This is a genomic window from Micromonospora sp. NPDC002389 (assembly GCF_040296095.1).
Taxonomy (GTDB): domain Bacteria; phylum Actinomycetota; class Actinomycetes; order Mycobacteriales; family Micromonosporaceae; genus Micromonospora.
Genome location: NZ_JBEOWP010000002.1, coordinates 269,207 through 293,518 on the forward strand (window position 1 = coordinate 269,207; position 24,312 = coordinate 293,518).

Annotated in this window: 22 protein-coding genes and 3 tRNA genes; 17 read left to right on the top strand and 8 right to left on the bottom strand. The window is 72.4% G+C overall.

The window, feature by feature from the left end:
• Positions 1 to 16 precede the first annotated feature (16 nt).
• Entirely contained in the window at positions 17 to 529 is a 513-nt protein-coding gene (locus ABT008_RS04470; RefSeq protein ID WP_350693575.1) for a PRC-barrel domain-containing protein, read from the bottom strand.
• A 309-nt stretch (positions 530 to 838) separates the two neighbouring features.
• Here ABT008_RS04470 and cimA point away from each other — a divergent pair, with 309 nt between their 5' ends.
• Complete coding sequence (cimA, locus tag ABT008_RS04475) at positions 839 to 2,422, top strand: citramalate synthase (RefSeq protein ID WP_350693577.1); 1,584 nt, start codon at positions 839 to 841, stop codon at positions 2,420 to 2,422.
• Between the two features lie 204 nt (positions 2,423 to 2,626).
• Here the strand turns inward: cimA and ABT008_RS04480 are convergent, their stop codons facing one another.
• Positions 2,627 to 3,616 (bottom strand): endonuclease/exonuclease/phosphatase family protein, encoded by a 990-nt coding sequence (locus tag ABT008_RS04480; protein WP_502890339.1) that lies wholly within the window; start codon positions 3,614 to 3,616, stop codon positions 2,627 to 2,629.
• 396 nt (positions 3,617 to 4,012) lie between these two features.
• On the opposite strand from ABT008_RS04480, the gene ABT008_RS04485 reads away from it, so the two are divergent.
• The 8 genes from ABT008_RS04485 to ABT008_RS04520 all read left to right on the top strand — a co-directional run bounded on the left by ABT008_RS04485 (position 4,013) and on the right by ABT008_RS04520 (position 10,792).
• Positions 4,013 to 4,507 carry a hypothetical protein gene (locus ABT008_RS04485; protein ID WP_350693578.1) on the top strand — a complete coding sequence of 165 codons (495 nt, stop codon included), beginning with the start codon at positions 4,013 to 4,015 and terminating at the stop codon, positions 4,505 to 4,507.
• A gap of 212 nt (positions 4,508 to 4,719) precedes the next feature.
• Positions 4,720 to 5,772 (top strand): AAA family ATPase, encoded by a 1,053-nt coding sequence (locus tag ABT008_RS04490; RefSeq protein ID WP_350693580.1) that lies wholly within the window; start codon positions 4,720 to 4,722, stop codon positions 5,770 to 5,772.
• Positions 5,772 to 6,788: a DUF58 domain-containing protein gene (locus ABT008_RS04495; RefSeq protein WP_350693581.1), complete on the top strand. Its 1,017-nt coding sequence runs from the start codon at positions 5,772 to 5,774 to the stop codon at positions 6,786 to 6,788. The genes ABT008_RS04490 and ABT008_RS04495 overlap by 1 nt, the downstream gene beginning before the upstream one ends.
• Positions 6,785 to 7,744 (top strand): VWA domain-containing protein, encoded by a 960-nt coding sequence (locus tag ABT008_RS04500; RefSeq protein ID WP_350693583.1) that lies wholly within the window; start codon positions 6,785 to 6,787, stop codon positions 7,742 to 7,744. The genes ABT008_RS04495 and ABT008_RS04500 overlap by 4 nt, the downstream gene beginning before the upstream one ends.
• A 58-nt stretch (positions 7,745 to 7,802) precedes the next feature.
• Positions 7,803 to 8,657: a S1C family serine protease gene (locus ABT008_RS04505; RefSeq protein ID WP_350693584.1), complete on the top strand. Its 855-nt coding sequence runs from the start codon at positions 7,803 to 7,805 to the stop codon at positions 8,655 to 8,657.
• 110 nt (positions 8,658 to 8,767) lie between these two features.
• Positions 8,768 to 9,046: a hypothetical protein gene (locus tag ABT008_RS04510; protein ID WP_350693586.1), complete on the top strand. Its 279-nt coding sequence runs from the start codon at positions 8,768 to 8,770 to the stop codon at positions 9,044 to 9,046.
• Between the two features lie 24 nt (positions 9,047 to 9,070).
• On the top strand, positions 9,071 to 9,496 hold the full coding sequence (gene arfB / locus ABT008_RS04515) for an alternative ribosome rescue aminoacyl-tRNA hydrolase ArfB (protein ID WP_350693588.1): 426 nt from the start codon (positions 9,071 to 9,073) through the stop codon (positions 9,494 to 9,496).
• A gap of 123 nt (positions 9,497 to 9,619) precedes the next feature.
• On the top strand, positions 9,620 to 10,792 hold the full coding sequence (locus tag ABT008_RS04520; RefSeq protein ID WP_350693590.1) for a cellulose binding domain-containing protein: 1,173 nt from the start codon (positions 9,620 to 9,622) through the stop codon (positions 10,790 to 10,792).
• Positions 10,793 to 10,837: 45 nt separating this feature from the next.
• Here ABT008_RS04520 and ABT008_RS04525 read toward each other — a convergent pair whose 3' ends face one another.
• Positions 10,838 to 11,704, bottom strand: coding sequence for a 3-methyladenine DNA glycosylase (locus tag ABT008_RS04525; protein ID WP_350693591.1), 867 nt, complete (start codon positions 11,702 to 11,704; stop codon positions 10,838 to 10,840).
• A 33-nt stretch (positions 11,705 to 11,737) separates the two neighbouring features.
• Positions 11,738 to 13,021, bottom strand: coding sequence for a hypothetical protein (locus ABT008_RS04530; protein WP_350693593.1), 1,284 nt, complete (start codon positions 13,019 to 13,021; stop codon positions 11,738 to 11,740).
• Positions 13,022 to 13,295: 274 nt separating this feature from the next.
• On the opposite strand from ABT008_RS04530, the gene ABT008_RS04535 reads away from it, so the two are divergent.
• From ABT008_RS04535 to ABT008_RS04550, 4 genes are all read left to right on the top strand, one after another.
• Complete coding sequence (locus ABT008_RS04535; protein WP_350693595.1) at positions 13,296 to 14,099, top strand: fumarylacetoacetate hydrolase family protein; 804 nt, start codon at positions 13,296 to 13,298, stop codon at positions 14,097 to 14,099.
• 96 nt (positions 14,100 to 14,195) lie between these two features.
• A tRNA-Gln gene (locus tag ABT008_RS04540) sits at positions 14,196 to 14,267 on the top strand.
• Between the two features lie 135 nt (positions 14,268 to 14,402).
• Positions 14,403 to 14,475, top strand: a tRNA-Glu gene (locus ABT008_RS04545).
• 352 nt (positions 14,476 to 14,827) lie between these two features.
• Positions 14,828 to 14,903 (top strand) — tRNA-Glu (locus ABT008_RS04550).
• Positions 14,904 to 15,109: 206 nt separating this feature from the next.
• Here ABT008_RS04550 and ABT008_RS04555 read toward each other — a convergent pair.
• Positions 15,110 to 15,796, bottom strand: coding sequence for an IclR family transcriptional regulator (locus tag ABT008_RS04555; protein WP_091084913.1), 687 nt, complete (start codon positions 15,794 to 15,796; stop codon positions 15,110 to 15,112).
• 49 nt (positions 15,797 to 15,845) lie between these two features.
• Between ABT008_RS04555 and leuC the strand changes: the two genes are divergently transcribed.
• The 4 genes from leuC (at position 15,846) to ABT008_RS04575 (ending at position 20,825) form a co-directional block, all read left to right on the top strand.
• Positions 15,846 to 17,291, top strand: coding sequence for a 3-isopropylmalate dehydratase large subunit (gene leuC, locus ABT008_RS04560; protein WP_350693597.1), 1,446 nt, complete (start codon positions 15,846 to 15,848; stop codon positions 17,289 to 17,291).
• A 16-nt stretch (positions 17,292 to 17,307) separates the two neighbouring features.
• On the top strand, positions 17,308 to 17,895 hold the full coding sequence (leuD, locus tag ABT008_RS04565) for a 3-isopropylmalate dehydratase small subunit (RefSeq protein ID WP_350693599.1): 588 nt from the start codon (positions 17,308 to 17,310) through the stop codon (positions 17,893 to 17,895).
• Between the two features lie 173 nt (positions 17,896 to 18,068).
• Positions 18,069 to 18,725, top strand: a complete 657-nt coding sequence (locus ABT008_RS04570) for an HU family DNA-binding protein (protein WP_350693600.1) — start codon at positions 18,069 to 18,071, stop codon at positions 18,723 to 18,725.
• Positions 18,726 to 18,875: 150 nt separating this feature from the next.
• Positions 18,876 to 20,825, top strand: a complete 1,950-nt coding sequence (locus ABT008_RS04575) for an endonuclease/exonuclease/phosphatase family protein (protein ID WP_350693601.1) — start codon at positions 18,876 to 18,878, stop codon at positions 20,823 to 20,825.
• Positions 20,826 to 20,832: 7 nt separating this feature from the next.
• On the opposite strand, the gene ABT008_RS04580 is transcribed toward ABT008_RS04575, so the two are convergent.
• From ABT008_RS04580 to ABT008_RS04590, 3 genes are read right to left on the bottom strand one after another with little or no spacing between them, the layout of a single operon-like run.
• A complete protein-coding gene (locus ABT008_RS04580; protein WP_350693603.1) occupies positions 20,833 to 21,711 on the bottom strand; it encodes an NUDIX hydrolase in 879 nt (292 codons plus the stop codon).
• Between the two features lie 53 nt (positions 21,712 to 21,764).
• Positions 21,765 to 24,059, bottom strand: a complete 2,295-nt coding sequence (locus ABT008_RS04585; RefSeq protein ID WP_350693605.1) for an RNA degradosome polyphosphate kinase — start codon at positions 24,057 to 24,059, stop codon at positions 21,765 to 21,767.
• A gap of 54 nt (positions 24,060 to 24,113) precedes the next feature.
• Positions 24,114 to 24,311 carry a cold-shock protein gene (locus tag ABT008_RS04590; RefSeq protein WP_350693606.1) on the bottom strand — a complete coding sequence of 66 codons (198 nt, stop codon included), beginning with the start codon at positions 24,309 to 24,311 and terminating at the stop codon, positions 24,114 to 24,116.
• Position 24,312: the final 1 nt, after the last annotated feature.

Below are 24,312 nucleotides of genomic sequence, written 5' to 3' on the forward strand. Positions count from 1 at the left end.
CCACACAGGGGAGTCGTCAGCGCAGCGAGCCGGGCGGAGTGGCCGCGTACGTGTCGTTGTAGTAGCCGCCGAGCTTGTCCCGGTACGCCGGGTCGGTGGCGGTCTCGTCGTACTCCGGAGCGGCCTTGATCTGGTCCTTCTCGCGGTCGACGTAGATCTTCTGCTCCTCGTGGTCGACGTGGTTGACGGTGCCGGCGGGCAGCATGACCTTCTTGCCGAAGATCCACGGCCCGGTGTCGACGACCAGGTAGCTCGCGTTGACCTCCTGGCTGTTGCTGTCGATCTTGCCGATCGACCCGTCGGTGGCCTCGACCTTGTAGCCGACCAGGTTGGCGCCGGCCACTCCGGCCTCGTCCCGGTAACTCCACGGGTCGAAGGCTCCGGCGGGGGCGCCACCGGGCACCGTGCCCTGGTCGCCCTGGATGGTGACGTCCTCGCTCGACACCGCGCGCAGCGTCGGGTCGGGCTGGCCGCCGTGCAGCGTCGGGCCGGGCGTGGCGTGCGTGCTGTCCGGGTTGAGCCTGTCCATGGGGATCTCTCCTGCCCCGACTGCGATCAGTCGTCTCGGAGGAAGGGGTTCGCTGTCCCGAAGACACGTACCCGGCGTGACGTCTTCTACACCCACTGCGGGGAATCCGCCTCGATGTCCCGTCCCGACATGTGGATTGTTTCTCCCACGGGCTGTCCGAGAGTGGCAGAGTACCCACCGTGACCAGCACCGCCCTCATTATTGGCAACTAGCGCGCCGGCTTTCCCTCTGCCGAGCGCGCAGACCTCCCGCATCCGCGGGGGGTCTTTTTGTTGCGTCGGCCGGTGCCTGTAGGAAGGGATCCTCCCCATGACGTTCCAGGTCTACGACACGACCCTGCGCGACGGTGCCCAGCGCGAGGGGGTCAGCTACTCGGTGGTCGACAAGCTCGCGGTGGCCCGCCTGCTCGACGAGTTCGGCGTCGGCTTCATCGAGGGCGGGTGGCCGGGTGCGGTGCCCAAGGACACCGAGTTCTTCCGCCGGGCGCGTACCGAGCTCGACCTGAAACACGCGGTACTGGTCGCCTTCGGCGCCACCCGCCGGGCCGGCGCGGTCGCCGCCGCCGACCCGCAGGTGCGCGGCCTGCTCGACGCGCAGACCCCGGCGATCGCCCTGGTGGCCAAGGCCGACCTGCGGCACGTCGAGCGGGCGCTGCGCACCACCGCCAAGGAGAACCTGGCGATGATCCACGACACGGTGACCCACCTGGTCGCCGAGGGGCGGCGGGTCTTCGTCGACGGCGAGCACTTCTACGACGGCTACCGCCACGACCCGGCGTACACCGCGTCGGTGGTGGAGACGGCGCTGGCGGCCGGGGCGGAGCGGTTCGTGCTCTGCGACACCAACGGCGGGATGCTGCCCTCCTGGGTCACCGCGGCCATCTCCGACCTCACCGACCGGATCGGGGTCGCGCCCGAGGTGCTCGGCATGCACGCGCAGAACGACACCGGATGCGCGGTCGCCAACACCCTCGCCGCCGTGGAGGCGGGCGTCCGGCACGTGCAGGGCACCGCCAACGGGTACGGCGAGCGGCCGGGCAACGCCGACATCTTCGCCGTCGCGGCGAACCTCCAGCTCAAGCTCGGGCTGCCGGTCCTACCGAAGGGCTGCCTGGAGCAGATGGTGCGGGTCTCCCACGCCATCGCCGAGATCGCCAACATCGCCCCCGACACCCACCAGGCGTACGCCGGGGCCGCCGCCTTCGCCCACAAGGCGGGGCTGCACGCGAGTGCGATCAAGGTGGATCCGCTGCTCTACAACCACGTCGAACCCGAGGTGGTGGGCAACGACATGCGGATCCTGGTCACCGAGATGGCCGGCCGGGCCAGCATCGAGCTCAAGAGTCGTGAGCTGGGGCTGGATCTGGCCGGCCATCCGGAGACGCTGTCCCGGGTCACCAACCGGGTCAAGGAACTGGAGGCCGGTGGCTGGTCGTTCGAGGCCGCCGACGCCTCGTTCGAGCTGCTGGTCCGCTCCGAACTGCCGGACGCGGCACCGGCGCGGCCGTTCGCGCTGGAGTCGTACCGGGTGCTGGTCGAGCACCGCGAAGATGGCGCGGTGGTCTCCGAGGCGACCGTCAAGATCCGGGTACGCGGTGAGCGGGTGATCGCCACGGCCGAGGGCAACGGCCCGGTCAACGCGCTCGACGAGGCGCTGCGCGTCGGCCTCGGCCGGCACTACCCCGAGCTGCGCAACTTCGAGCTGGCCGACTATAAGGTCCGCATCCTGGAGGGCAGCCACGGCACCGGCGCGGTCACCCGGGTGCTGGTCGAGACCGCTGACGGTCGAGGCGGCGGCTGGACCACCGTCGGCGTGCACCCCAATGTGGTCGAGGCGAGCTGGCACGCCCTGGTCGACGCGCTGACGTACGGCCTCGACCGCGCCCGCGTGTAGCACCGCACCCGGCTGCACCCCGGCACACGCGCTGGCCGCACCCCGGCACACGCGCTGGCCGCACCCCGGCACGCGCGCCGGCCGCACCCCGGCACACGCCGGGCACGGCCGGGTGCCGTTGGGTGTTAGGAAGGGTCCCCTGCTATCGCCTGGTGTATAGAAAGGGTCCCCTCCCTTCGCCGCAGCTCCTTACACCGCAGCGCCCTAGCCGGCGGCGGAGGGTAGGTGGAGGTCGGCGAGGACCATCCGGTGGTCGCTGCCGGGTAGCGGGTGCACCGTCACGGCGCGTACCGCGATCCGGCGGTCGACCAGCACGTGGTCGATCACGACCGGCGGGATGGGGTCACCGTCGTACGGCCCCCAGGTGCCGGTCAGCCCGGCGCCGACCGAGGCGGCGGCGTCGGCGTACCCGGTGCGTAGCAGGGCGCGCAGTGGGCCGTGGTCGAGGGTGGCGTTGAAGTCACCGGCGAGGATGCTCAGCGGCCCGTCCGGGGTGGCCGCCGGTTGGGCCGCCAGGTCCGCGCGCCAGCCGGGCACCTGGTCCACCGCGTACGGGGCCGCCGGGTGGACCGACTCGACGCGGACGGCCGGAGCCCCGGGCACCGTCACCGTCGCGTACGCCTGGGTGAAGCTCCAGCCGCCACGAAGCTGGCGGACGCCACCGTCGCCGATCGGGTGGCGGGCGTAGAGCCCGGAGCCCGGCGTGCCGTCCATCGGGTTGAGCTGCCGATGGGGGAGCAGGTCGGCCAGGCCCAGCCGGTCCAGTTCAACCTGGGCCGCCGGGGTGAACTCCTGCACCACCAGCACGTCCACCCGCGCCTCGCGGACCAGCGCGATCACCGTCCGTGGGTCGGCGGCACCGGCCAGCAGGTTGGCGGTGAGCACGCGCAGTTCCGGCCCGTCGACGGTCGGCTGCGGCGAGGGCAGCGCGCGGGGTACGACCGCCGCGAGCAGCGCTGCCGTGGTCACCGCCGCGACCACCGCCGGCCAGCGGCGTCGCAGGGCGACCGCGAGCACCACCGGGATCAGGCTGCCGAGCAGCGCGTACGGCGTGAAGGCCAGCGCCTGCACCAACGGCCCCCGGTCCAGGCCGGCCAGCCGGACGACCGCCCATGCCGCCCCGGGGGCGACGGCGAGCCAGCAGAGCACGGTGCGTCCGGACAGCGTCGACGGCCGGCCGAGGGTGATCGCCACAGCAGGCAGGGTAGCCGGCGACCGGCGACCGGCGACCGACGGAGATCCACCGCTGCACAATCGGCGGCCACGATTGGATGAACGGTTTTCACGCCTCATTCGCGAATGTGTCTCTCACAATTAGGGGCGATGTTCCGACATTGCTTCAGGGGTGTGAAGGGTTATTGACCGACGGTATTTTCCGGTGCTACGTTCCTGCTGGTCGGGTGGTTGCGATCGGGGAGATATTCCCAGCTCAGAGCGTATGTGGGCCATCGAGTGCAGCCGTTTGTGGGAGCGAAGAAAAATGACGCATCCAGCGTTCGGAGGTCATTGCGGCCCGACCAGGCAAAAGCCAGTATCCGCCCCGCGTGTCGCGGGTCGGCGTATCCCCACGGTCACCAAGGGAGACCTGTCATGACCAGATTTTTCCGACGTAAGGCGGCTGCGGTGTCGATCGCGGCCCTCGCCCTCGCCCTCGCTGGCGGTGGCATCGCCGCGGCGAAGCCCACCGTCGTGGGCAACCAGCCCACCGCCCGCGCCACCGCGCAGCAGCCGGCGGTCACCACCGCCTCGCTGAACAGCGCGCGGGCCCTGCTCGCCAAGGGCGAGGTCGGCGTCGCCAGCACCTCCGGGTGGGCGACGGCGGTCAACGCCAACGGCACCAAGGCCCGCGGCGACGGGGTCGTCATCAAGTACGGCGTCGGCCAGTACGAGGTGCAGTTCGGCGGCAACGCCACCACGGGCATCTACGTGGCGACGATCGGCCGGCCCGACTCGTGCTGTGTCCCGCCCGGCGGGGAGGTCTCGGTGGCACCCCGGCTGCTCACCCCGAACGGGGTGTTCATCCAGACGCGCGACTCCGCCGGTGTCGCCGCCGACCTGCCGTTCCACCTCTTCGTGCAACGCTGAACGGTGCCCTGACAGCGGCCCCCGCCGGATGGGCGGGGGCCGCTGTCGTGCCGCCGGACCGCTCGTCCTGGTTCGGCCCCGGACGAGCCGACCGGCACCTTTCGCGGCGTCCGCGACGGTCCACGTCGTAACGACGACGGCCGACCCGTCTGGGCCGTGCACGGCCGGTAATTCCGACGTTTGCCCGAGGTGCGCCTCGGGAAGCAAGCACCGTGACGGACATCTCGGACACCATGGCCAGCCTGCCCAGCCCGGTCGATCCGGACGCGACCACCGCTGAGCTGGACCAGACGCTCTTCGAGGTCAAACGCGTGATCGTCGGGCAGGATCGGCTCGTCGAGCGCCTGCTCATCGCCCTGGTCGCCGACGGTCACTGCCTCCTGGAGGGCGTGCCGGGGGTGGCCAAGACGCTCGCCGCGCAGACCCTCGCCACGGTCGTCGGCGGCACCTTCTCCCGGATCCAGTTCACCCCCGACCTCGTTCCCTCGGACATCGTCGGCACCCGCATCTATCGGGCGTCGAAGGAGAGCTTCGACGTCGAACTCGGGCCCATCATGGCCAACCTGGTGCTCGCCGACGAGATCAACCGGGCTCCGGCAAAGGTGCAGTCCGCGCTGCTGGAGGCGATGGCCGAACGTCAGGTCTCGATCGGCGGGCGAAGCTACCGGGTGCCGGACCCGTTCCTCGTGCTGGCCACCCAGAACCCGATCGAGTCGGAGGGGGTCTACCAGCTCCCCGAGGCGCAGCGCGACCGCTTCCTGATGAAGATCCTGGTCGACTACCCGGACGGCGCCGACGAACTGGCCATCCTCTACCGGATGAGCGCCGACCGACCACGGGCCCGTCCGGTGCTCGACGCGGATCGCCTGCGCGCCTTCCAGCGGCAGGCCACGCAGGTCTTCGTGCACCACGCGATCGCCGAGTACGTGGTCCGGCTCATCCTCGCCACCCGGGATCCGGTCCGGTTCGGGCTGCCGGAGATCGCCCCGCTGCTGGCGTACGGCGCCAGCCCGCGCGCCACCCTCGGCCTGGTCGCCGCCGCGCGGGCGCAGGCGCTGCTGCGCGGCCGGGAGTACGTGCTGCCCGAGGACGTCCGGGAACTCGCGGGCGACGTGCTGTCGCACCGGCTGGTGCTCTCCTTCGACGCGGTCGCCGACGGGGTGACCGCCGAGGCCGTCGTGCGCCGCCTGGTGGAGGTGGTCCCGCCGCCCCGGGTGGCGGCCACCGGCCAGCCCGAGTACGCCCCTGACCTGGCCGCCGCCTGATGGCCCGCCGATCCGCCCCGGTGCCCGTACCGGCCGATCCGGTGCTCGCCGACCTCACTCCGGACCAGCGGCTGCGTCGGCTGGAACTGACCGTCACCCGCCGCCTCGACGGCATGCTGCACGGCGAGCACCGGGGCCTGCTACCCGGTCCGGGCAGCGAACCCGCCGGCAGCCGGGAGTATCGGCCCGGCGAGGACGAGGTACGCCGGATGGACTGGGCGGTGACCGCCCGGACCACCGTGCCGCACGTCCGGCAGGTGGACGCCGACCGGGAACTGACCACCTGGCTGCTGGTGGACGCCAGCCCCAGCATGGAGTACGGCACCGCCGAGCTGGACAAGCGGGAGCTGGCGGTGGCCGCGGTCGCCACGGTCGGCTTCCTCACCACCGGTCCGGGCAACCGGCTCGGCGCCCAGGTGCTCACCACCTCCGGGCTGCGTCGGCTGCCGCCGCGCGGTGGGCGTACCCATCTGCTCGGACTGCTGCGCGGGCTGCTGGCCGAACCCAGGGTGAGCGGCCACGACGGGCCCGGCGGGCCGTCGCCCGGCACGGCCGACCTCTCCGACGCGGTGGCGGCGGTGCACCGGGTGGCCCACCGACGCGGCCTGGTGGTGGTGGTCTCCGACTTCCTCGACGGTCTGCCCGACGATCCCCGGCTGCCGGCCACCTGGGAACGCCCGCTGCGACGGCTGGCCGTGCGGCACCAGGTGCTGGCAGTGGAGATCACCGACCCTCGTGAGCTGGAACTGCCGGACGTCGGCCTGATCACCCTGGCCGACCCGGAGACCGGCGAGCGGCGCGAGGTGTGGACCGGCGACCGGCGGCTGCGCGAGCGGTACGCGGCCGCCGCCGCCGCCCAGCGCGACCAGGTCCGCGACGCGGTGCGCCGGTCCGGCGCGACCCACCTGAGCCTGCGCACCGACCGGGACTGGGCGGCCGACGTCGTGCGGCACGTCCACGCGCAACGGCGGCTGGCCGCCGCCGGAGCCGGACCGAACCGGGGAGGTGCGGCATGATCTGGCAGTCACCGGTGCGGCTCTGGCTCCTGCTCGGCGTGCTGGCCCTGGCGCTCGCCTATCTGGTGGCGCACCGGCGGCGCAGCCGGTACGCGGTCCGCTTCACCAACCTGCGGCTGCTCGACCGGGTCGCGCCCCGGCGACCGACCTGGCGTCGGCACCTACCGGCCGGCCTCTTCCTGGCCATGTTGGCGCTGCTGGTGGTGGGTTTCGCCCGACCCACCGCCGAGGTGCGGGTGCCCCGGGAACGGGCCACCGTGATGGTGGCGGTGGACGTGTCCACCTCGATGCTCGCCAGCGACGTGGACCCGGACCGGCTCACCGCCGCCAAGAGCGCCGCCCGGCGGTTCGTCGACGGTCTGCCGGACGAGTTCAACGTCGGGCTGGTCGCCTTCGCCGGCAGCGCGGCGGTGCTGGTGCCGCCGAGCACCGACCGGGAGGCCCTGCACGACGGCATCGAGCGTCTCGCCGAGGGGGTGACCGGCGTGCAGGGCACCGCGATCGGCGAGGCGATCAGCACCTCGCTGGGGGCGGTGAAGGCGTTGGACGAGGCCGCCGCGACCCAGCCGCCACCGGCCCGGATCATCCTGCTCTCCGATGGGGCGAACACCTCGGGCATGGACCCGATGGAGGCCGCCGCCGACGCCGTCGCGGTCGAGGTGCCGGTGCACACGATCTCGTTCGGCACGCTGAGTGGCTTCGTGGACCGGGGCGGTCGGCCGATCCAGGTGCCGGTGGACGGGGAGACGTTGCAGGCCGTCGCCGAGCAGACCGGCGGCGTCTTCCACGAGGCCGCGACGAGCGACGAGCTACGGGCCGTCTACGACGACATCGGCAGCTCGGTGGGCTGGCGCAAGGTACGGCAGGACGTCTCGTCCCGGTTCATCGGGCTCGGACTGGTGTTCGCGATGGGTGCGGCGTACGGCTCGATGCGGTGGTTCTCCCGCCTGCCCTGATCCGCCCCGGCGACCCGACCGGACCGACCCGGGCCCGCCACACGTGAGGAGCGTACGAATGGCAGTGCAGACCGGACTGGGTGAGCCACGCGGGCCCTGGTTCGTCTCGCCGGACCTCGGCCCGGACGGGCGGGGCGGACCGGACGAAACGAGCGGTGACCGGGCGGCGTGGAGTTGGCGCCGCCGGCTGCTGGCGGGGCTGGCGGTGGTGACGCTGTCCACCGGATCGGGGGCGTTGGCCGGGGGCTGGGTGGCCGGTCGTGACGGTGCGCCGGGTCCGGCTGCGGCGTCCGCCGCCCCGGTGCCGGCCGAGCTGGTCACCGCGGCCGAGAAGACCGTGCCCGGAGTGGTGTCGGTGCTGGTGGGCGACGGGGGCGGCGCCTCGGCGACGGGCTCCGGGTTCGCCGTCGACACCGAGCAGCACATCATCACCAACGACCACATCCTGGCCAAGGGACGCGGTGCGGTGACCGTCGAACTGCCGGACGGCCGGCGGCTCGCGGCGGAGGTGGTGGGCCGGGAACCGGGCAGCGATCTCGCCGTACTCCGGGTGCCGTCGTCCGCCGGGCTGACGGCGTTGCCGTTGGCCAAGCCGGGATCGACCCGGGTGGGCGAGCCGGTGCTGGCGGTCGGTTCGCCGCTGGGGTTGCCGGGCACGGTCACCGCGGGGATCGTCAGTGCGCTGGACCGCCAGGTCCGCCTCGGCGACAACCGGCACCGGGCGGTGCAGACCGACGCCTCGATCAACCCGGGCAACTCCGGGGGGCCGCTGGTCAACGCCCGGGGCGAGGTGGTCGGGGTGAACACCGCGATCGCCACCATCGACGGCAACGGCTCGATCGGCATCGGGTTCGCCATCCCGATCGAGCAGGTGCAGCAGACCGCCGACACGATCATCGGCAAGGGCGGCTGATGTCACGTACGGTCACTGTCCAATTACGGACAGATGCGCGGTCTGTCGGGTTTCTGGCGGTCAGTGATCGGAGAATGGAAATATTACGCTGAGTATGGATACTGGCGTGGGTGGAGCGTCCTCTCATCGCGGTCCTCCTGCTGGTGGGCCTCATCATCGGAAGTGGTGTCGGGTCGTCGTACGCGCGGGCCCGGCGCGGCTGGAACGACTATCAGGCGGCGAAGAAGACCGTGCCCGGCGCGCGTCGCGCTGCCTGGCTACTGATCAAGGTGGTCACCACGAAGGTCGGGGTGATCGCCCTGTTGCTGGTCGGGGCAGTCGCGTACGCGGCGGTCGGTGGCGACGAGTCGACCGTGCCGGAGTCGAATCCGAGCAGTGCTCCGAAGTAGCCGCCGGCACGTTAGCCTCGGTGCGTGGACGACGGACTGCGGGTGACCGACCGGTGGAGTGTCCCCGCCGCCGAGCTGCGGGAGCGATTCTCCCGGTCGTCCGGGCCCGGCGGTCAGGGGGTCAACACCACCGACTCCCGGGTCGAGCTGAGTTTCGATCTGGCCGGGTCGCCCAGCCTGCCGGATTCGCTGCGGGCGCGGGCGCTGGAGCGGCTCGCCGGCCGGCTGGTCGACGGCGTGCTGACCATCGCCGCCAGTGAGCACCGGGCGCAACTCGCCAACCGCGAGGCGGCCCGGGAGCGGCTCGCCGCACTGCTGCGCGAGGCGGTCGCGCCGCCACCCCCGCCGCGTCGGCCGACCCGCCCGTCGCGGGCCGCCAAGGAGCGTCGGCTCGCCGAGAAGAAGCGCCGCTCGCAGCGCAAACGCGACCGCCGGGCGGACGGCGAGTAGCGCGGCGCGGGGCGGTGGTTGCGGCTATCGATTGATGAACGTCGTTGCGTCTGGTTGACTGTCGGCGGGAGCGCCAGGGCCGGTCACACCGTAGCCACCACACGTGACGGGAGTCCCTCCACTATGCTCCGAAGGTCCCTGCTGACCGCCTCCACCGCCGCCGTCGCGGCGGTCGTCCTCGCCCTCGCCGCCGGCTCGGTCGCGGCCCGTCCCTCCGCCGCCGCACCGGCCGCCCCCTCCGCCGACAATCGACCGGCACCTGCCGTCGCCGCTGCCGACCCAGTACGCGTGATGCCGCTCGGTGACTCCATCACCGGCTCGCCGGGCTGCTGGCGGGCGGTGCTCTGGAACCGCCTCCAGTCCGCCGGGCACACCGCCGTCGACTTCGTCGGCACCCTCGGGCCGCAGGGCTGCGGCCAGCCGTACGACGGCGACAACGAGGGGCACGGCGGGTACCTGGTGACCAACGTGGCCAACCAGAACCTGCTGCCGGGCTGGCTGTCGGCCACCCGCCCGGACGTCGTCCTCATGCACTTCGGCACCAACGACGTGTGGAGCAACCTCGCTCCGACCACGATCCTGGCCGCGTACGGCCGGTTGGTGGACCAGATGCGGGCCGCCAACCCCGCTATGCGCGTCCTGGTCGCGAAGATCATTCCGATGGCGCCGAGCAGTTGCCCCGAGTGCGGCCAGCGGGTCGTCGCCCTCAACAACGCCGTCGACGGGTGGGCGGCGGGCAAGACCACCGCCCAGTCGCCGATCGTGGTGGTGGACCAGTGGACCGGCTTCAGCACCACCACCGACACGTACGACGGGGTGCACCCGAACGCCGCGGGCGACCAGAAGATCGCCGATCGCTGGTACCCCGCGCTGGTGGCGGCGCTGACCGGCGTACCCACGCCCACGCCCACGCCCACCGCGACGCCCACGCCCACCGCGACGCCCACGCCCACCGCGACGCCCACGCCCACCGCGACGCCCACGCCGCCGTCGGGCGGCTGCGTGGCGAGCTACCGGGTGGCCGGACAGTGGCAGGGCGGATTCCAAGGAGAGGTGACCGTCCGTAATGGAGGGTCGGCCGCGATCGCCGGTTGGACGGTGCGATTCGACACCGCCGTCGGTCAACGGATCACCCAGGCGTGGGGTGCCGAGGTGGTCCAGAGCGGAACGACGGTCACTGCCCGTAATGCCGCCTGGAACGGCGCGCTGGCCTCCGGTGCCCAGACCACGTTCGGCTTCCTGGCCAGCACCGGCGGCACCCCCACCGTCCCGACGGTGAGCTGCACGGCCTCCTGAGCATCCGTGCGGGGCCGCGTCCGTCGGAGGTGGCCCCGGCCGGTGTCAGGCGGGGATCGCCGCCAGCAGCCGATCGCGCAGCACCCCGGCCCGCTCGGCGAACTCCCGCTGCGCCCCTGCGTACGCGGCCCGCCCCTCCGGGGTCTCCACCCGCACCGGCGGGTAGCCGAGCGCCGCCAGGTCGTACGGCGAGGCCCGCATGTCCAGCGTGCGGATCTCCCGGGCCAGCGCGAAGGCGTCGGCGACCAGCTCCGACGGCACCAGCGGGGAGAGTTTGTACGCCCACTTGTACAGGTCCATGTTGGCGTGCAGGCAGCCCGGCTGCTCGTGCTCGTGCTGCGTGTCCCGGGTCGGCCGGAGCACGTTGAGCGGGCGGGCCGGCTCGGTGAAGAACCGGTACGCGTCGAAGTGGCTGCACCGTACGCCGCGCTCCTCGACGACCTCGGCGGTGCGCTCCGGGCTCAGCCGCAGCGGCCAGGCGCGGTGCCGGACCTCGTCCTGGTTCTGCCGGTAGACCATCGCCCACTCGTGCATCCCGAAACAGCCCAGGTGGGCGGGGCGTCCCGAGGTCGCCGCCAGCAGGGATCCGATCCAGCGCACCGACTCGCCACGACGGGCCAGGACCGCCCCGGTGTCGAGGACGACCCCACCGTCGACCAGCCGGTAGTCCGGACCGAAGTCGACCGCGTCCGCCTCGCGCAACAGCACCCCCGCACCCGGATGCCATCGGCGCAACTGCGCCGGCCGGCACGAGTAGTAGGTGAAGAGGAAGTCCTCCACCGGATGCTTCTCGCCCCGTCTGCGGCGCTCCAGGTGCCCGCTGAGCCAGCCGTCCACCCGCTCCTCGTGGGCGCGGCGGCGCGCCTGCCAGTCGGCCGCGTCGAGCACGGCAGGGGCGAGGGCGGCGGTCATCGTCCCAGGGTACGACCGCCGCCCGCCCGCCGGTCAGGGCACGTCCACCCGCACGCCGGCGGAGAAGACTCCGCTGCGCAACTCCAGGTGCCGGGGCGGCTCCGCGCCGTTGACCGTGAAGACCAGCGGCAGCACCGTACGACTGCCCGCCGCCATCGGCTCGGCGAAGACGTCCCGCCCCCGGTTGGCCCGCCGGGTGGCCTGCTCGTCGGTGGTGACCCAGTTGCCGTCCGCCAGGTACGCCCGCTGCAACTTGCCGTGCCAGCTCTGGTGCTCCGGGGTGACGTTGCGCACCCCCACGGTCGCCTGGCACTGGCGGGCGCCCCGGCCCGGCTCACAGGCCATCCGATAGACGGTGAACTCGAACGCGTCCTCGGTCAGCGGCACGCCTATCCCACCGCTGATCCCGGTGCCCTTCCAGGCGCCGCTGGTCGGCTGGCTGTCGGTGTCGATCGCGGCGACCCGCCGGGTGGCGGTCCACGCCGCCACGCCGATCGTGACGATGAGCACCGTCGCGGCCACCGGCACCACCAGCCAGACCGGCGGCGTACGGCGACGGACCGGGGGTCGGGGCGTGGCCGGGCGCGGGTACACCGTCCCCCGTCCCTCCGAGGCCAGCGCGGCGGCGACCGGCCGCCTGCGTCGACGCCAGGTGACGAAGCCGATCACGCCGAGCACCAGCACCGCGATCGCACCGGCCAGCAGCGCGGGCGCCTGGTGCCGCCAGCCCGACTCCGCCGCACCGGCCGCCGGTGCCGCCGGGGACGTCCAGGTGGCCGACGCGCAGTCGTACGGCTGCTGGTCGTCGGTGCCGTAGGCGCAGGCGGGCGTGGTCAGCGGTTGCTGCGCGGAGGCGGCGGTCAACGTGGTGTCCAACGTCCTGGTGCTGCGCGGCGGCAGGCTCAGACGCCAGGTCACCTCGGTCGCCGCCGACCCGTCGGGGCGTACCTCCCGGCCACCACCGCTGATCGTCGTCGCCGTGGCACCCTGCGGCAGCTCCTGGCGCACCGTGGTGGAGACCGGCGCGTCGCCCCGGTTGCGGACCTCGATGCGGTAGCCGGGCGCGGCGGTGTTCTGCGGTCTCACCGCCACGCTGACCTCCGGCCTGGCCGCCGGCGAGGCGACCCGGGTCGGCGTGGGCACCGCCGGCGGGGCCGACGGCATGGTGGGCTCGGGCGTGGCGGCTGCCGCGTGCGGCCGACCGGGTGCCGGTGCGTCCGGGGCGGTGGCCGCCGGCAGGACCGGCAGCGCCGTGAGCAGACCGACGCAGTGCACGATCGCCGCGAGCTTCCTGTGGTGTCGTGTCGATGCAGGCATACGAACGAACCTCCGCAGCCGACGCTAGGCGCGCGCGCACGTCGTGCGGGTACGAAGCGACGAATCCGGCGCGTCCGCTGATCGTCGCGGGTAAGCTGCGCCACCGTCGATCCGGCCGGACTGCATTGGCCTGGGCGGTCCGGTCGCGCGGCCGGACTAGATTGCGCTGGCCGGTCCGGTCTGCGACCGGACGGGATCGGCCTGGGCGGTCCGGTCTGCGATCGGACGAGATTGCGCTGGTCGGTCCGGTCGCCGACCGGACTAGATTGGCCTGGTGCGTATCGCTCGTTTCGCTCATGCCAAGGGAATGTCGTTCGGTGTCGTCGAGGGGGAGCCGGAGGCGGGCCCGCAGGGGCTGACCGTCGCCGAGATCACCGGACACCCGTTCGGCCAGATCACGTTCAGCGGTGTCCGGTGGGCGCTGTCCGACGTCCGCCTGCTCTCGCCGATCCTGCCCAGCAAGGTGGTCTGTGTCGGCCGCAACTACGCCGAGCACGCCGCCGAGCACGGCAACGAGGTACCGAAGGAGCCGCTGCTCTTCCTCAAGCCCTCCACCTCCGTCATCGGCCCCCGGGACGCGATCCGCCTGCCCGAGTTCAGCAAGCAGGTGGAGCACGAGGCGGAGTTGGCCGTGGTCATCGGTGCCCCGGGCGCCCGCCGCGCCGACCGGGCCGCTGCCGAACGGGCGATCTTCGGCTACACCTGCGCCAACGACGTCACCGCCCGGGACCTCCAGCGCTCCGACAGCCAGTGGACCCGGGCCAAGGGGTTCGACTCGTTCTGCCCGATCGGTCCGTGGATCACCACCGGTCTGGACGTCACCGACCTGGAGATCCGCTGCGAGGTGGGACGCGACCCGGAGGAGATGGAGGTCCGCCAACTCGGCCGTACCCGGGACATGGTCTTCGACGTGCCGGCCCTGGTGTCGTACGTCTCGCACGTGATGACGCTGCTTCCCGGCGACATCGTCCTGACCGGCACTCCGGCGGGGGTTAGCCCGCTCACGGACGGGGATACGGTGGCCGTCCGGATCGAGGGGATCGGCGAGTTGGCCAACCCTGTCGTGTCCGCGACCTGACCGCCGTTTACGCAGCTCAAGGGCGGTTTGGGGAAGTCGATTTGGCCCGTCGGTGCCGGGAGGGTAGAGTTTGCCCCCGGCACCGCAAGGGGCCGATGGGGTATGGGGTAATTGGCAGCCCAACTGATTCTGGTTCAGTTAGTCTAGGTTCGAGTCCTGGTACCCCAGCGCAGCCGAGATTCGCAAGAATCGAGGCCGCTGGATTCTGGTGGAGTTCAGCACCGATGCTCTGCAAGGGGCTTCGGTCGCGAGTTCTGGTAGAGTTTGGCGACACCACCGCGCGGTGGTGTCGCAATGTGTTCTGGCCCCGTCGTCTAGCGGCCCAGGACGCCGCCCTCTCAAGGCGGTAGCGCCGGTTCGAATCCGGTCGGGGCTACAGATTCAGGTGACGGCTCGTCCCGCTCAGTGGGTCGGGCCGTTTCGCTGTGGTGCGGGAGCCGAGTTGCGGCAGTCGATGCGCGCTCGACCGCCCGGCCTCCTGCCGCCCGACCCTCCGGCCCGGCTGCCGCCGGCCGGGTGTCGCGCCTCCTGCCGCCCGGCGCTCACCTCTTGCCGCCCGACCTCCGGCCCCGGCTTGCCGCCGGCCGGGCGTCGCGCCTCACCCGATCGGGTGAAACGGCCCCCGACCTCGCCGGACGGCACCGTCCCACCCCAGATTCCGCCGCTGCGAAGGACGCCGCTAGACTACTGCCGCACCGCCCGCAGGGGTGGTGAACCAGGAAAGTCTTGGCCCCGTCGTCTAGCGGCCCAGGACGCCGCCCTCTCAAGGCGGTAGCGCCGGTTCGAATCCGGTCGGGGCTACCACACCGAAGCCCGTCTCGCCCCGCGAGGCGGGCTTCTCCCATCCCACCCCCCGTAACCCGCCCCCACTCCCGCGTCAGCCCACTCTCGGGCGAGTTGACCAAGGAGTTTGCGTCGGGCTCGGGCTCTGCCGGTGGCCAAAACTTCTTGATCATCCGCGAACAGCAGGGCGGGAGGGGTGGAAGGGGAAGGCGTGGGGGAGGGTGGGGTCAGAGGCCGGAGAGGCGTTGGCCGGCGCGGACGACGGCCATGGCGTGACGTTCGCCGGGGCGGCGGCCGAGCCGTTCGATGGGGCCGGAGATGCTGATCGCGGCGATGACCCGGCCGGTGCGGTCCCGGATCGGTGCGGAGACGCTCGCCACACCGGCCTCGCGTTCGGCGACGCTCTGCGCCCAGCCTCGGCGGCGTACCTCGGCGAGGGTGCGGCCGGTGAACTTGGACCGGGGCAGCAGCGGCATCACCGCCTCGGGCGGCTCCCAGGCGAGCAGGATCTGCGCCGCCGAACCGGCCACCATCGGCAGCACCGAACCCACCGGGACGGTGTCCCGCAGGCCGCTGGCGCGTTCGGCGGCGGCCACGCAGATCCGTTCGTCCGCCCGGCGCAGGTAGAGCTGCGCGCTCTCGCCGGTGGCGTCGCGCAGGGCGGCCAGCAGCGGCTCGGCGGCGGTCAGCAGCACGTCCGGTGCGGCGTTCGCCAGTTCGCCCAGACGTGGACCGGGACGCCAACGGCCCTGGGTGTCCCGGACCAGCATCCGGTGGATCTCCAGCGCCTGTGCCAGCCGGTGCGCGGTGGCCCGGGGCAGCTTGGTGCGTTCAACGAGTTCGGCCAGGCTGGCGCCGTCGACACAGGCGGCCAGGATGACCACCGCCTTGTCGAGAACGCCGACACCGCTCATACTGTGTCCCACAAGCCGAAATTTACCTCCCAGAATTTAGGATGTCCAGATGGTGGGAGTCACTCCTGAGCCGAGGACCCTGGCCGAGAAGGTCTGGGACGCGCACGTCGTCCGGTCCGCCGATGGTGAGCCCGATCTGCTCTTCATCGACCTGCACCTGCTGCACGAGGTGACCAGCCCGCAGGCCTTCGACGGGCTGCGGCTCGCCGGTCGCCAGGTGCGCCGTACCGACCTCACGCTCGCGACCGAGGATCACAACACCCCGACCGGGTACGCCGATCCCTCGTTCCAGCAGCGCCGTGGTGACCTGCTCACCATCGCCGACCCCACCTCCCGTACGCAGATCGAGACGCTGCGCCGCAACTGCGCCGAGTTCGGCGTGAAGCTGCACCCGCTGGGCGACGAGAACCAGGGCATCGTGCACGTCATCGGGCCGCAGCTCGGGCTCACCCAGCCCGGCATGACGATCGTCTGTGGCGACTCGCACACCGCCACCCACGGCGCGTTCGGTGCGCTGGCGTTCGGCATCGGCACCAGTGAGGTCGAGCACGTACTGGCCACCCAGACGCTGCCGCAGGCGCGGCCCAAGACGATGGCGGTGACCGTCAACGGCCGGCTCGGTCCCGGCGTCACCGCCAAGGACCTGGTCCTCGCGCTCATCACGAAGGTGGGCACCGGCGGCGGGCGCGGACACATCGTGGAGTACCGGGGCGAGGCGATCCGGGCGCTCTCCATGGAAGGCCGGATGACCATCGCCAACATGTCCATCGAGTGGGGCGCCAAGGCCGGCATGATCGCGCCGGACGAGACCACCTTCGCGTACCTCAAGGGGCGGCCGAACGCACCGGCCGGCGCGGACTGGGACGCCGCGGTCGCGTACTGGCGGACGCTGCCCACCGACGAGGGCGCGACGTTCGACGCCGAGGTGACGCTGGACGCCGCCGAGATCACCCCGTTCGTCACCTGGGGCACCAACCCGGGCCAGGGCGCACCGCTGGGCGCGGCGGTGCCGAACCCGGACGACTTCGGCACCGAGCCGGAGCGGGCCGCCGCCCGTCGGGCCCTGGAGTACATGGACCTGCGACCCGGCACCCCGCTGCGGGACCTCTCGGTCGACGTGGTCTTCGTCGGATCCTGCACCAACGGCCGGCTGGAGGACCTGCGGGCCGCCGCCGACGTGCTGCGCGGCCACCAGGTCGCCGACGGCGTACGCATGCTGGTCGTGCCGGGCTCCGCCGCGGTACGCGAGGCCGCCGAGTCCGAGGGGCTGGACAAGGTCTTCACCGACGCGGGTGCCGAGTGGCGCTTCGCCGGCTGCTCGATGTGCCTGGGCATGAACCCGGACACGCTCTCCCCGGGGCAGCGTTCCGCCTCCACCTCGAACCGGAACTTCGAGGGCCGGCAGGGCCGGGGTGGGCGTACCCACCTGGTGAGCCCGCCGGTCGCCGCCGCCACCGCCGTGGCCGGTCGGCTGGCCGCCCCCGCCGACCTGTAGAGAAGGGCTGCGACAGATGGACAAGTTCACCGTGCACACCGGCACCGCCGTGCCGCTGCGTCGGTCCGACGTGGACACGGATCAGATCATCCCGGCCGTGTACCTCAAGCGGGTGACCCGTACCGGATTCGCCGACGGGCTGTTCAGCGCGTGGCGGGAGGACCCGGGATTCGTACTCAACGATGAATCATATTCGGGTGCCTCGATTCTGGTGGCCGGTCCGGAGTTCGGTACCGGGTCGTCGCGGGAGCACGCCGTGTGGGCGTTGCGCGACTTCGGCTTCCAGGCGGTGATCTCGCCGCGCTTCGGTGACATCTTCCGCGGCAACGCCCTCAAGGAGGGTCTGCTCCCGGTCGAGCTGGAATTGAAAGCCGTCGAGGAGATCTGGGCCCTGGTCGAGTCCGACCCGAAGGCCGCGATCACCGTCGACCTCACCGCCCGGCAGGTCCAGGCGGGCGGTTCCACGTGGTCGTTCCCCCTCGACGACTTCAGCCGTTGGCGGCTGATGGAGGGCTTGGACGACATTGGACTCACCCTTCGTCACGAGGCGCAGATCAGTGCCTTCGAGGGCACTCGGTCGCCCTTCCTGCCCCGCGTCGCCTAGCCCGTTCACCCGGCTTCGTCGCCGATTTCGCCCCCACCGGTGCCACCGGTGGGGGCGAATCCGTTACGACACAAGGGCTTTTTTCCACCGAATGTTTGTGTCCGGGCAGCACAGGGCATACCGTGCGCGCAGAATGGCTCGCGTCGAGTCAGTTGCACAATCAGGAGGAAGTAGTGAACAAGGCCGAGCTCATCGAGGCGCTCGCCGTTCGCCTGGGGGACCGGAAAACGGCGACGGCCGCGCTCGACGCGGTCCTCGCTGAGGTCCAGGCGGCGGTCACCAAGGGCGAGAAGGTGGCGATCACCGGATTCGGAGCGTTCGAGAAGCGCGTACGGGGCGCGCGAACAGCCCGCAACCCGCGTACCGGGGAGGCGGTGAAGGTCAAGAAGACCTCGGTGCCGACCTTCCGTCCGGGCGCTGGGTTCAAGGAGATGGTGGCCAACGGCAAGGTGCCGAAGGCCACGGCGGCGGCGAAGAAGACCGCCGCGGCCACCGCCAAGACCACCGGTGCGAAGGCGACCGGTGCGAAGGCGACGGGTGCGAAGGCGACCGCTGCCAAGAAGACGACCACGGCGAAGGCCACCGCGGCAAAGAAGACGACCGCCACGAAGACCACGGCGGCGGCGAAGAAGACGACCGCGGCCAAGGCGACCAAGACCACCGCCGCGGCCAAGAAGACGACCGCCAAGAAGACGACCGCCACGAAGAAGGCCGCCCCGGCGAAGAAGACCGCCACGGCGTCCAAGGCCACCGCGGCCAAGAAGACCGCGACGGCCAAGAAGGCACCGGCGAAGAAGGCGCCGGCCAGGAAGAGCGCGACCCGGCGCTGAGCCGGTCGTACGACGAGGGCGTCCGCCGCACGGCGGGCGCCCTCGCCATGTCCGTCGGGTCCGCCGCCGAAGGTCCGCACCCGCGAGGCGTTGACGGGGCGGGGCACGACGCCCAGAATCGCCGGACCACCCCTCGGCGAAAGAGGAACCGTGCCGCGTCACCGTCATCTCGGTACCGCCACCCTGGCCCTCGGTCTCGTCGTCCTGACCGACGTGCTGCGGGTGTTCCTGCCGTCGGTCATCACCATCTTCGGGCAGGCCGCGTCGACCCCGGCCGAACTGCTCGGGGCGTTCGCCCTCGGCTGGTTCGTGCTGGCGCTCGCCGCGCCGCCGCTCGTCCGGCTGGTCGGCGGCCGCGTGGTCGGCGTGGTGGCCGTGGCGCTGCTGGGCGTCGCCCGGCTCGCCCTCACCGCCGGCCCCGGCGGCGACGCGCAGCTCTGGCTCGCCAGCGCCGGCCTGCTCGCCGGTCTGGTGTGGCTCGCCGCGACCGCGGCCCGGGGCGAGCGCACCGTACCCGGACTGGCGCTCGGACTGGCCGCCGCGGCGCTCGGGCACGTGCTGGTCGGCACGTACGACCTGGTCTGGCGGGGGAGTTGGGCGGCGTGGGTGGCCGGCGGTGTGATGGTGGTGGCGCTGCTCGCCGGTGAGGTCCTGCTCGCCCGCCGTCCCGGTGCGTCCACGCCGGTGCCGCACGGTCGGGCGTGGTTGCTCGTCGGGCCGGCGTTGTTGCTGGGCGGCATGGTGGCGTTGTCGCCGGCGGTGGTGAGCACCGCGACGTCCTACTGGTTCGGCGCGGCGGGCACCGCCTCGACCCCGCTGTTCGCGTTCGCGCCGCTCGGCGTGGTGCTGGCGGTGTTCCTGCTCGCCGCACTGACTCCGCCCCGGCCGCGTACCCGACTGGTGTGGCCGGGGCTGCTGCTGGCCGGTGCCCTGCTGTTCGGGTACGGCCCGCCGGCGATGCTGACCGTCGCGGTGCTGCTCAGCGCGGCCGGTCTGGGCGGCTGCCTGGCGTCGGCCGACGGGGCCGCCGTGCCGTCGGCACGGGCCGCGACCCGTCGGGGGTACGCGGCGGTGGGCGGCATGCTCGTCTTCGCGGTCGTCTCGGTGCTCTACTACGCCGCCTACGACCTCGGCTATCCCAACGGGTGGCTGCCGGCCCTGGTGGCTGCGCTGACCGGCCTGATCGCGCTGGAGGGCCGTCTTCGGCCTCGTCCGGCCACCGCACTGGCCACCGAGGAGTTCGGCGCTCCAGCGGCTGCTCCGGCCGTCCCGGGGGCCACTACGTTCGCCCGGCTGCCCAGGGTGCCGATCGCCGTGCTCGCCGCGCTGACCGCCGTCGTCGCCGCAGTGGTGCACGAGCCGTGGCCGGTGGCGACCAACCGGCCGGGTCCGCCGGAGCAGGTACGGGTGGTGGCCTACAACATCCGGATGGGCTTCGGCATGGACGGCCGGTTCGACCTGCCCGCCCTGGAACGGGCGGTCCGGGACGCCGACGTGGTGGTGCTCAGCGAGGTGGACCGGGGCTGGCTGCTCAACGGCGGCCACGACACCCTGCACCTGCTCTCCGACCGGCTGGGCCTGCCCTACGTCTTCGCGCCGGCCGCCGACGCGCTGTGGGGCGACGCGGTGCTCAGCCGGTGGCCGGTGGACCGGGCCCGGACCCGGGTGCTGCCCGCCGTGGGCGCACCCACCGGCGCGCAGGCGCTCGGCGTCACCGTGGACTTCAGCGACGGCGTACGCCTGGCCGTGGTGAGCACGCACCTGCAACCACCGCCCGGCGCGGATCCGGTGGTGCAGGCCCGTGCCGTCGCCGAGTTCGCCACCGAGTACGCCGACGGCCTGCCGCTGGTGGTCGCCGGTGACTTCAACACCGAGCCGGGCGACCCGGCCTTCACCGCGCTCACCGGTGCCGGTCTGGTCGACGCGTTCGCCGCCGCCCGCCCGGTGCCGACCAGCCCGGCCGACGACCCGCGTGAGCAGATCGACCACGTCTTCGTCTCACCCGACCTGGTCGCCTCCGACGCCGTCGCGACCCCCGGCACCGCCAGCGACCACCTGCCGGTCGCGGTCACCCTCACCCTGCCCGGCGGTGCCGGCTGACGTCGGATCAGAGTCGGTCGGCGGCGACGAGGCGGTCGTTGGTGAAGGCGAGCAGCCAGCCCGTGCCCTTGTCGGTGTCGTAGTCGCCGTCCTGCCCGGCGAGGCGTTCCAGCGCGCCCGGGATCACCTTGCCCTGGCTGCACACCGCCGTACGCGCGCCGGAGGCGGCCAGCGCGGCCATCCGCGCCGCCGCGGCGAGGACCCGTTCGTCGGGCTGCTGGCCGGCGAGGGGCTCGTCCAGGTCGCCGCTGATCTCGATCGGCAGGTCCAGCGTCTCGGCGGCCGGGTCCAGGGTCTGTACGCAGCGGCGCGGTGACGCCGACAACAGCCGGCTCGGCCGGGTCAGCGCGATCAGCGGCGCCAACGCCCGCGCCTGCGACCAGCCCCGGTCGTCCAACGGCCGGGCCGTGTCCGGGCCGGACCAGGTCAACCGCTTGCCGGCGTGGCCGTGCCGGACCAGCACCATGGTGGCGGTGACCCGGGGCAGGGCGGCGAACGCGGCCAGGATCTCCGCGTCGTGCGGGTAGCTGACCAGCGCCACCGCGTCGTCCACGTCGAGCCAGCGCACCGCGTCGACCTCGGTGCCCGGCTGGAAGCCGCCGGTGCCCATCGCCCGCATCGACCAGTAGTCGACCTCCTTGAGACTGCCCTCGCTGCGGTACCGCACCGAGGGCAGGCGCACCTCGGGCGCGGCCCGCGCGTCGGCCTCCTCGGCGACCTCCCGGACGGCTGCCGCCAACGGATGCTCGCCCGGCTCCAGCTTGCCCTTGGGCAGGGTCCAGTCGCCGTACCGGGGGCGGTGCACCAGACAGACCTGGACGTCGTCGTACGGTCCGGGCCGCCACACCACGCCGCCGGCCGCCCGGATCTCGATCACGTCGGTCATCCGGTCCGTCGCCGTTCCTCCTCGATCATCCGCTCAGCCTATGCCGCCGTCGCTCACCCGGCGGTGCTGCCGACCCGACGCAGCAGCATCCCCTGCAGGTGGGCCGGGGGCGCGTCGGTCGTGCCGTTACGCCGGGTCCAGCTCCCGTCGGCGGCCAACTCGAACGCGTCGATGTCGGGGCTCATCGCGGCACCGAGCACCTGGTCCAGTTCGGCCCGGGCCACCGGGTCGCTGACCTGGACCAGCGCCTCGACCCGCCGGTCCAGGTTGCGATGCATCAGGTCGGCGGAGCCGATCCAGAACTCGGCGTCGCCGTTGTTGCCGAACCGGAAGACGCGGGAGTGTTCCAGGAACCGGCCGAGGATCGAGCGGACCCGGATGTTCTCCGACAGCCCCGGTACGCCGGGACGCAACGTGCACATGCCCCGGATGATGAGGTCGACGTGGACACCGGCCTGGGAGGCCCGGTACAACGCGTCGGTGATCTCCTCGTCGACCAGCGCGTTCACCTTGAACTGCACGAGTCCCGGCATGCCCAGCCGGACGTGGGCGATCTCCCGTTCGATGCGTTCGATCAGGCCGCTGCGGATGCCCTGCGGCGCCACCAGCAGCCGCCGGTACGCGGTCTGCCGGCTGTAACCGGTCAGCACGTTGAACAGGTCGGTCAGGTCGGCCCCGATCTCCGGGTCGGCGGTGAGCATGCCGAAGTCCTCGTAGAGCCGGGCCGTCTTCGGGTGGTAGTTGCCGGTGCCGATGTGGCAGTAGCGCCGGATCTGGTTGCCCTCCTGACGTACCACCAACGCCGTCTTGCAGTGTGTCTTGAGCCCGACCAGGCCGTAGACCACGTGACAGCCGGCCCGTTCCAGGGTCCGCGCCCATCCGATGTTGGCCACCTCGTCGAACCGCGCCTTCAACTCCACCAGCACCACCACCTGCTTGCCCGCTTCGGCGGCGTCGACCAGCGCGTCCACGATCGGCGAGTCGCCGCTGGTGCGGTAGAGCGTCTGCTTGATGGCCAGCACGTGCGGATCGGCGGCGGCCTGCTCCACGAAGCGCTGCACGCTGGTGGCGAACGAGTGGTACGGGTGGTGCACCAGCACGTCCCCGTCGCGCAGGGTGGCGAAGACGCTGCGCGGCACCTCGCCCTCGGCGAGCCGGGGATGGGTGGCCGGCACGAACGGCGGGTCCTTGAGGTCGGGCCGGTCGGCCTCGCCGTACAACTGCCAGAGCGCCGAGAGGTCGAGCAGGCCCCGGACCCGCAGTACGTCCTGAGCGTCCATGTCCAGTTCGCGGACGAGCAGTTCCAGCATGTGGTCGGAGATGGAGGCGGCCACCTCCAGCCGCACCGGCGGGCCGAAGCGGCGTCGGGCCAGTTCCCGTTCCAGCGCCTGGAGCAGGTCCTCGTCGCGGTCCTCGTCCACCTCCACCTCGGCGTTGCGGGTGACCCGGAACAGGTGGCACTCCACCACCTGCATGCCGGAGAAGAGCTGGCCGAGGTGCACCGAGATGACGTCCTCGACCGGCACCATCCGCACCCCGGGCTGGTCCCGGTCGACGCGGACGAACCGGGGCACGTTGTTGGGCACCTTCACCCGGGCGAACAACTCGGGCCCGCCGTCCGGGTCGCGCACCGACACGGCCAGGTTCAACGACCGACCGGAGATGTACGGGAACGGGTGGGCCGGGTCGACCGCGAGCGGGGTGAGCACCGGGAAGATCTGCTCCCGGAAGTAGGCGCGCAGCCGGTCCCGCTCGGCGTCACCCAGGTCGGACCAGCGCAGGATCCGGATGTCCTCGTCGGCGAGCTTGGGCAGCACGTCGTCGACGAAGCAGGTGGCGTGCCGGGTGACCAGGGTGGCGGCCTTCTCGGCGACGAGCGCCAACTGGGTACGCAGCGGCATGCCGTCGCCGCCGCGCACCGGCAGGCCGGCGGAGAGCCGGCGCTTGAGCCCGGCCACCCGCACCATGTAGAACTCGTCGAGGTTGCTGGCGAAGATGGCCAGGAACTTCGCCCGCTCCAGCAGCGGGGTGTGCGGGTCCTCGGCCAGCGCCAGGACCCGGGCGTTGAAGTCGAGCCAGGACAGCTCCCGGTTGAGGAACCGGTCCTCCGGCAGCGGCCGGACCGGCGGCGGCTCGTCGCCGGACGGTGCCGTGGCAGCCGGCCCGGACACCGGGTCGATAACCTCCTCCAGCCCGGTGGAGGCGGCGGCCGGGTCGGTGCCGTTCAGGTCGTTCGTCGGCCGGGTACGGCGGAAGCGCCCGTCTGATCCCCGGGAGCGACCTGCGTCGCGGCTGGTGTCGTCGTCGGTGCCGGCGGGACTGGCGTTGCGTTCGCGAGGGGTGCTCACCTGCTCATAATCACCCGACTCGGGTTAACGCAAAATGAACTTCCGCTGGGTAGGTCAGGACATCGTCGGCAGGGTCACGCGGATCACGTCCCCGGCGGCGTCGGTCTCGACGCGGACCCGCTGGCCGAGCCGGAGCAGCCGCAGCCCGGAGGCGTCGAAGGCGCGGGCCGGGAAGGACAGCTCGGTGCCGTCATCGAGCAGCAGCAGCCCGCTGCGGGTCGCCGCGTCGAAGGTCGCCACCGTGCCCTGCATG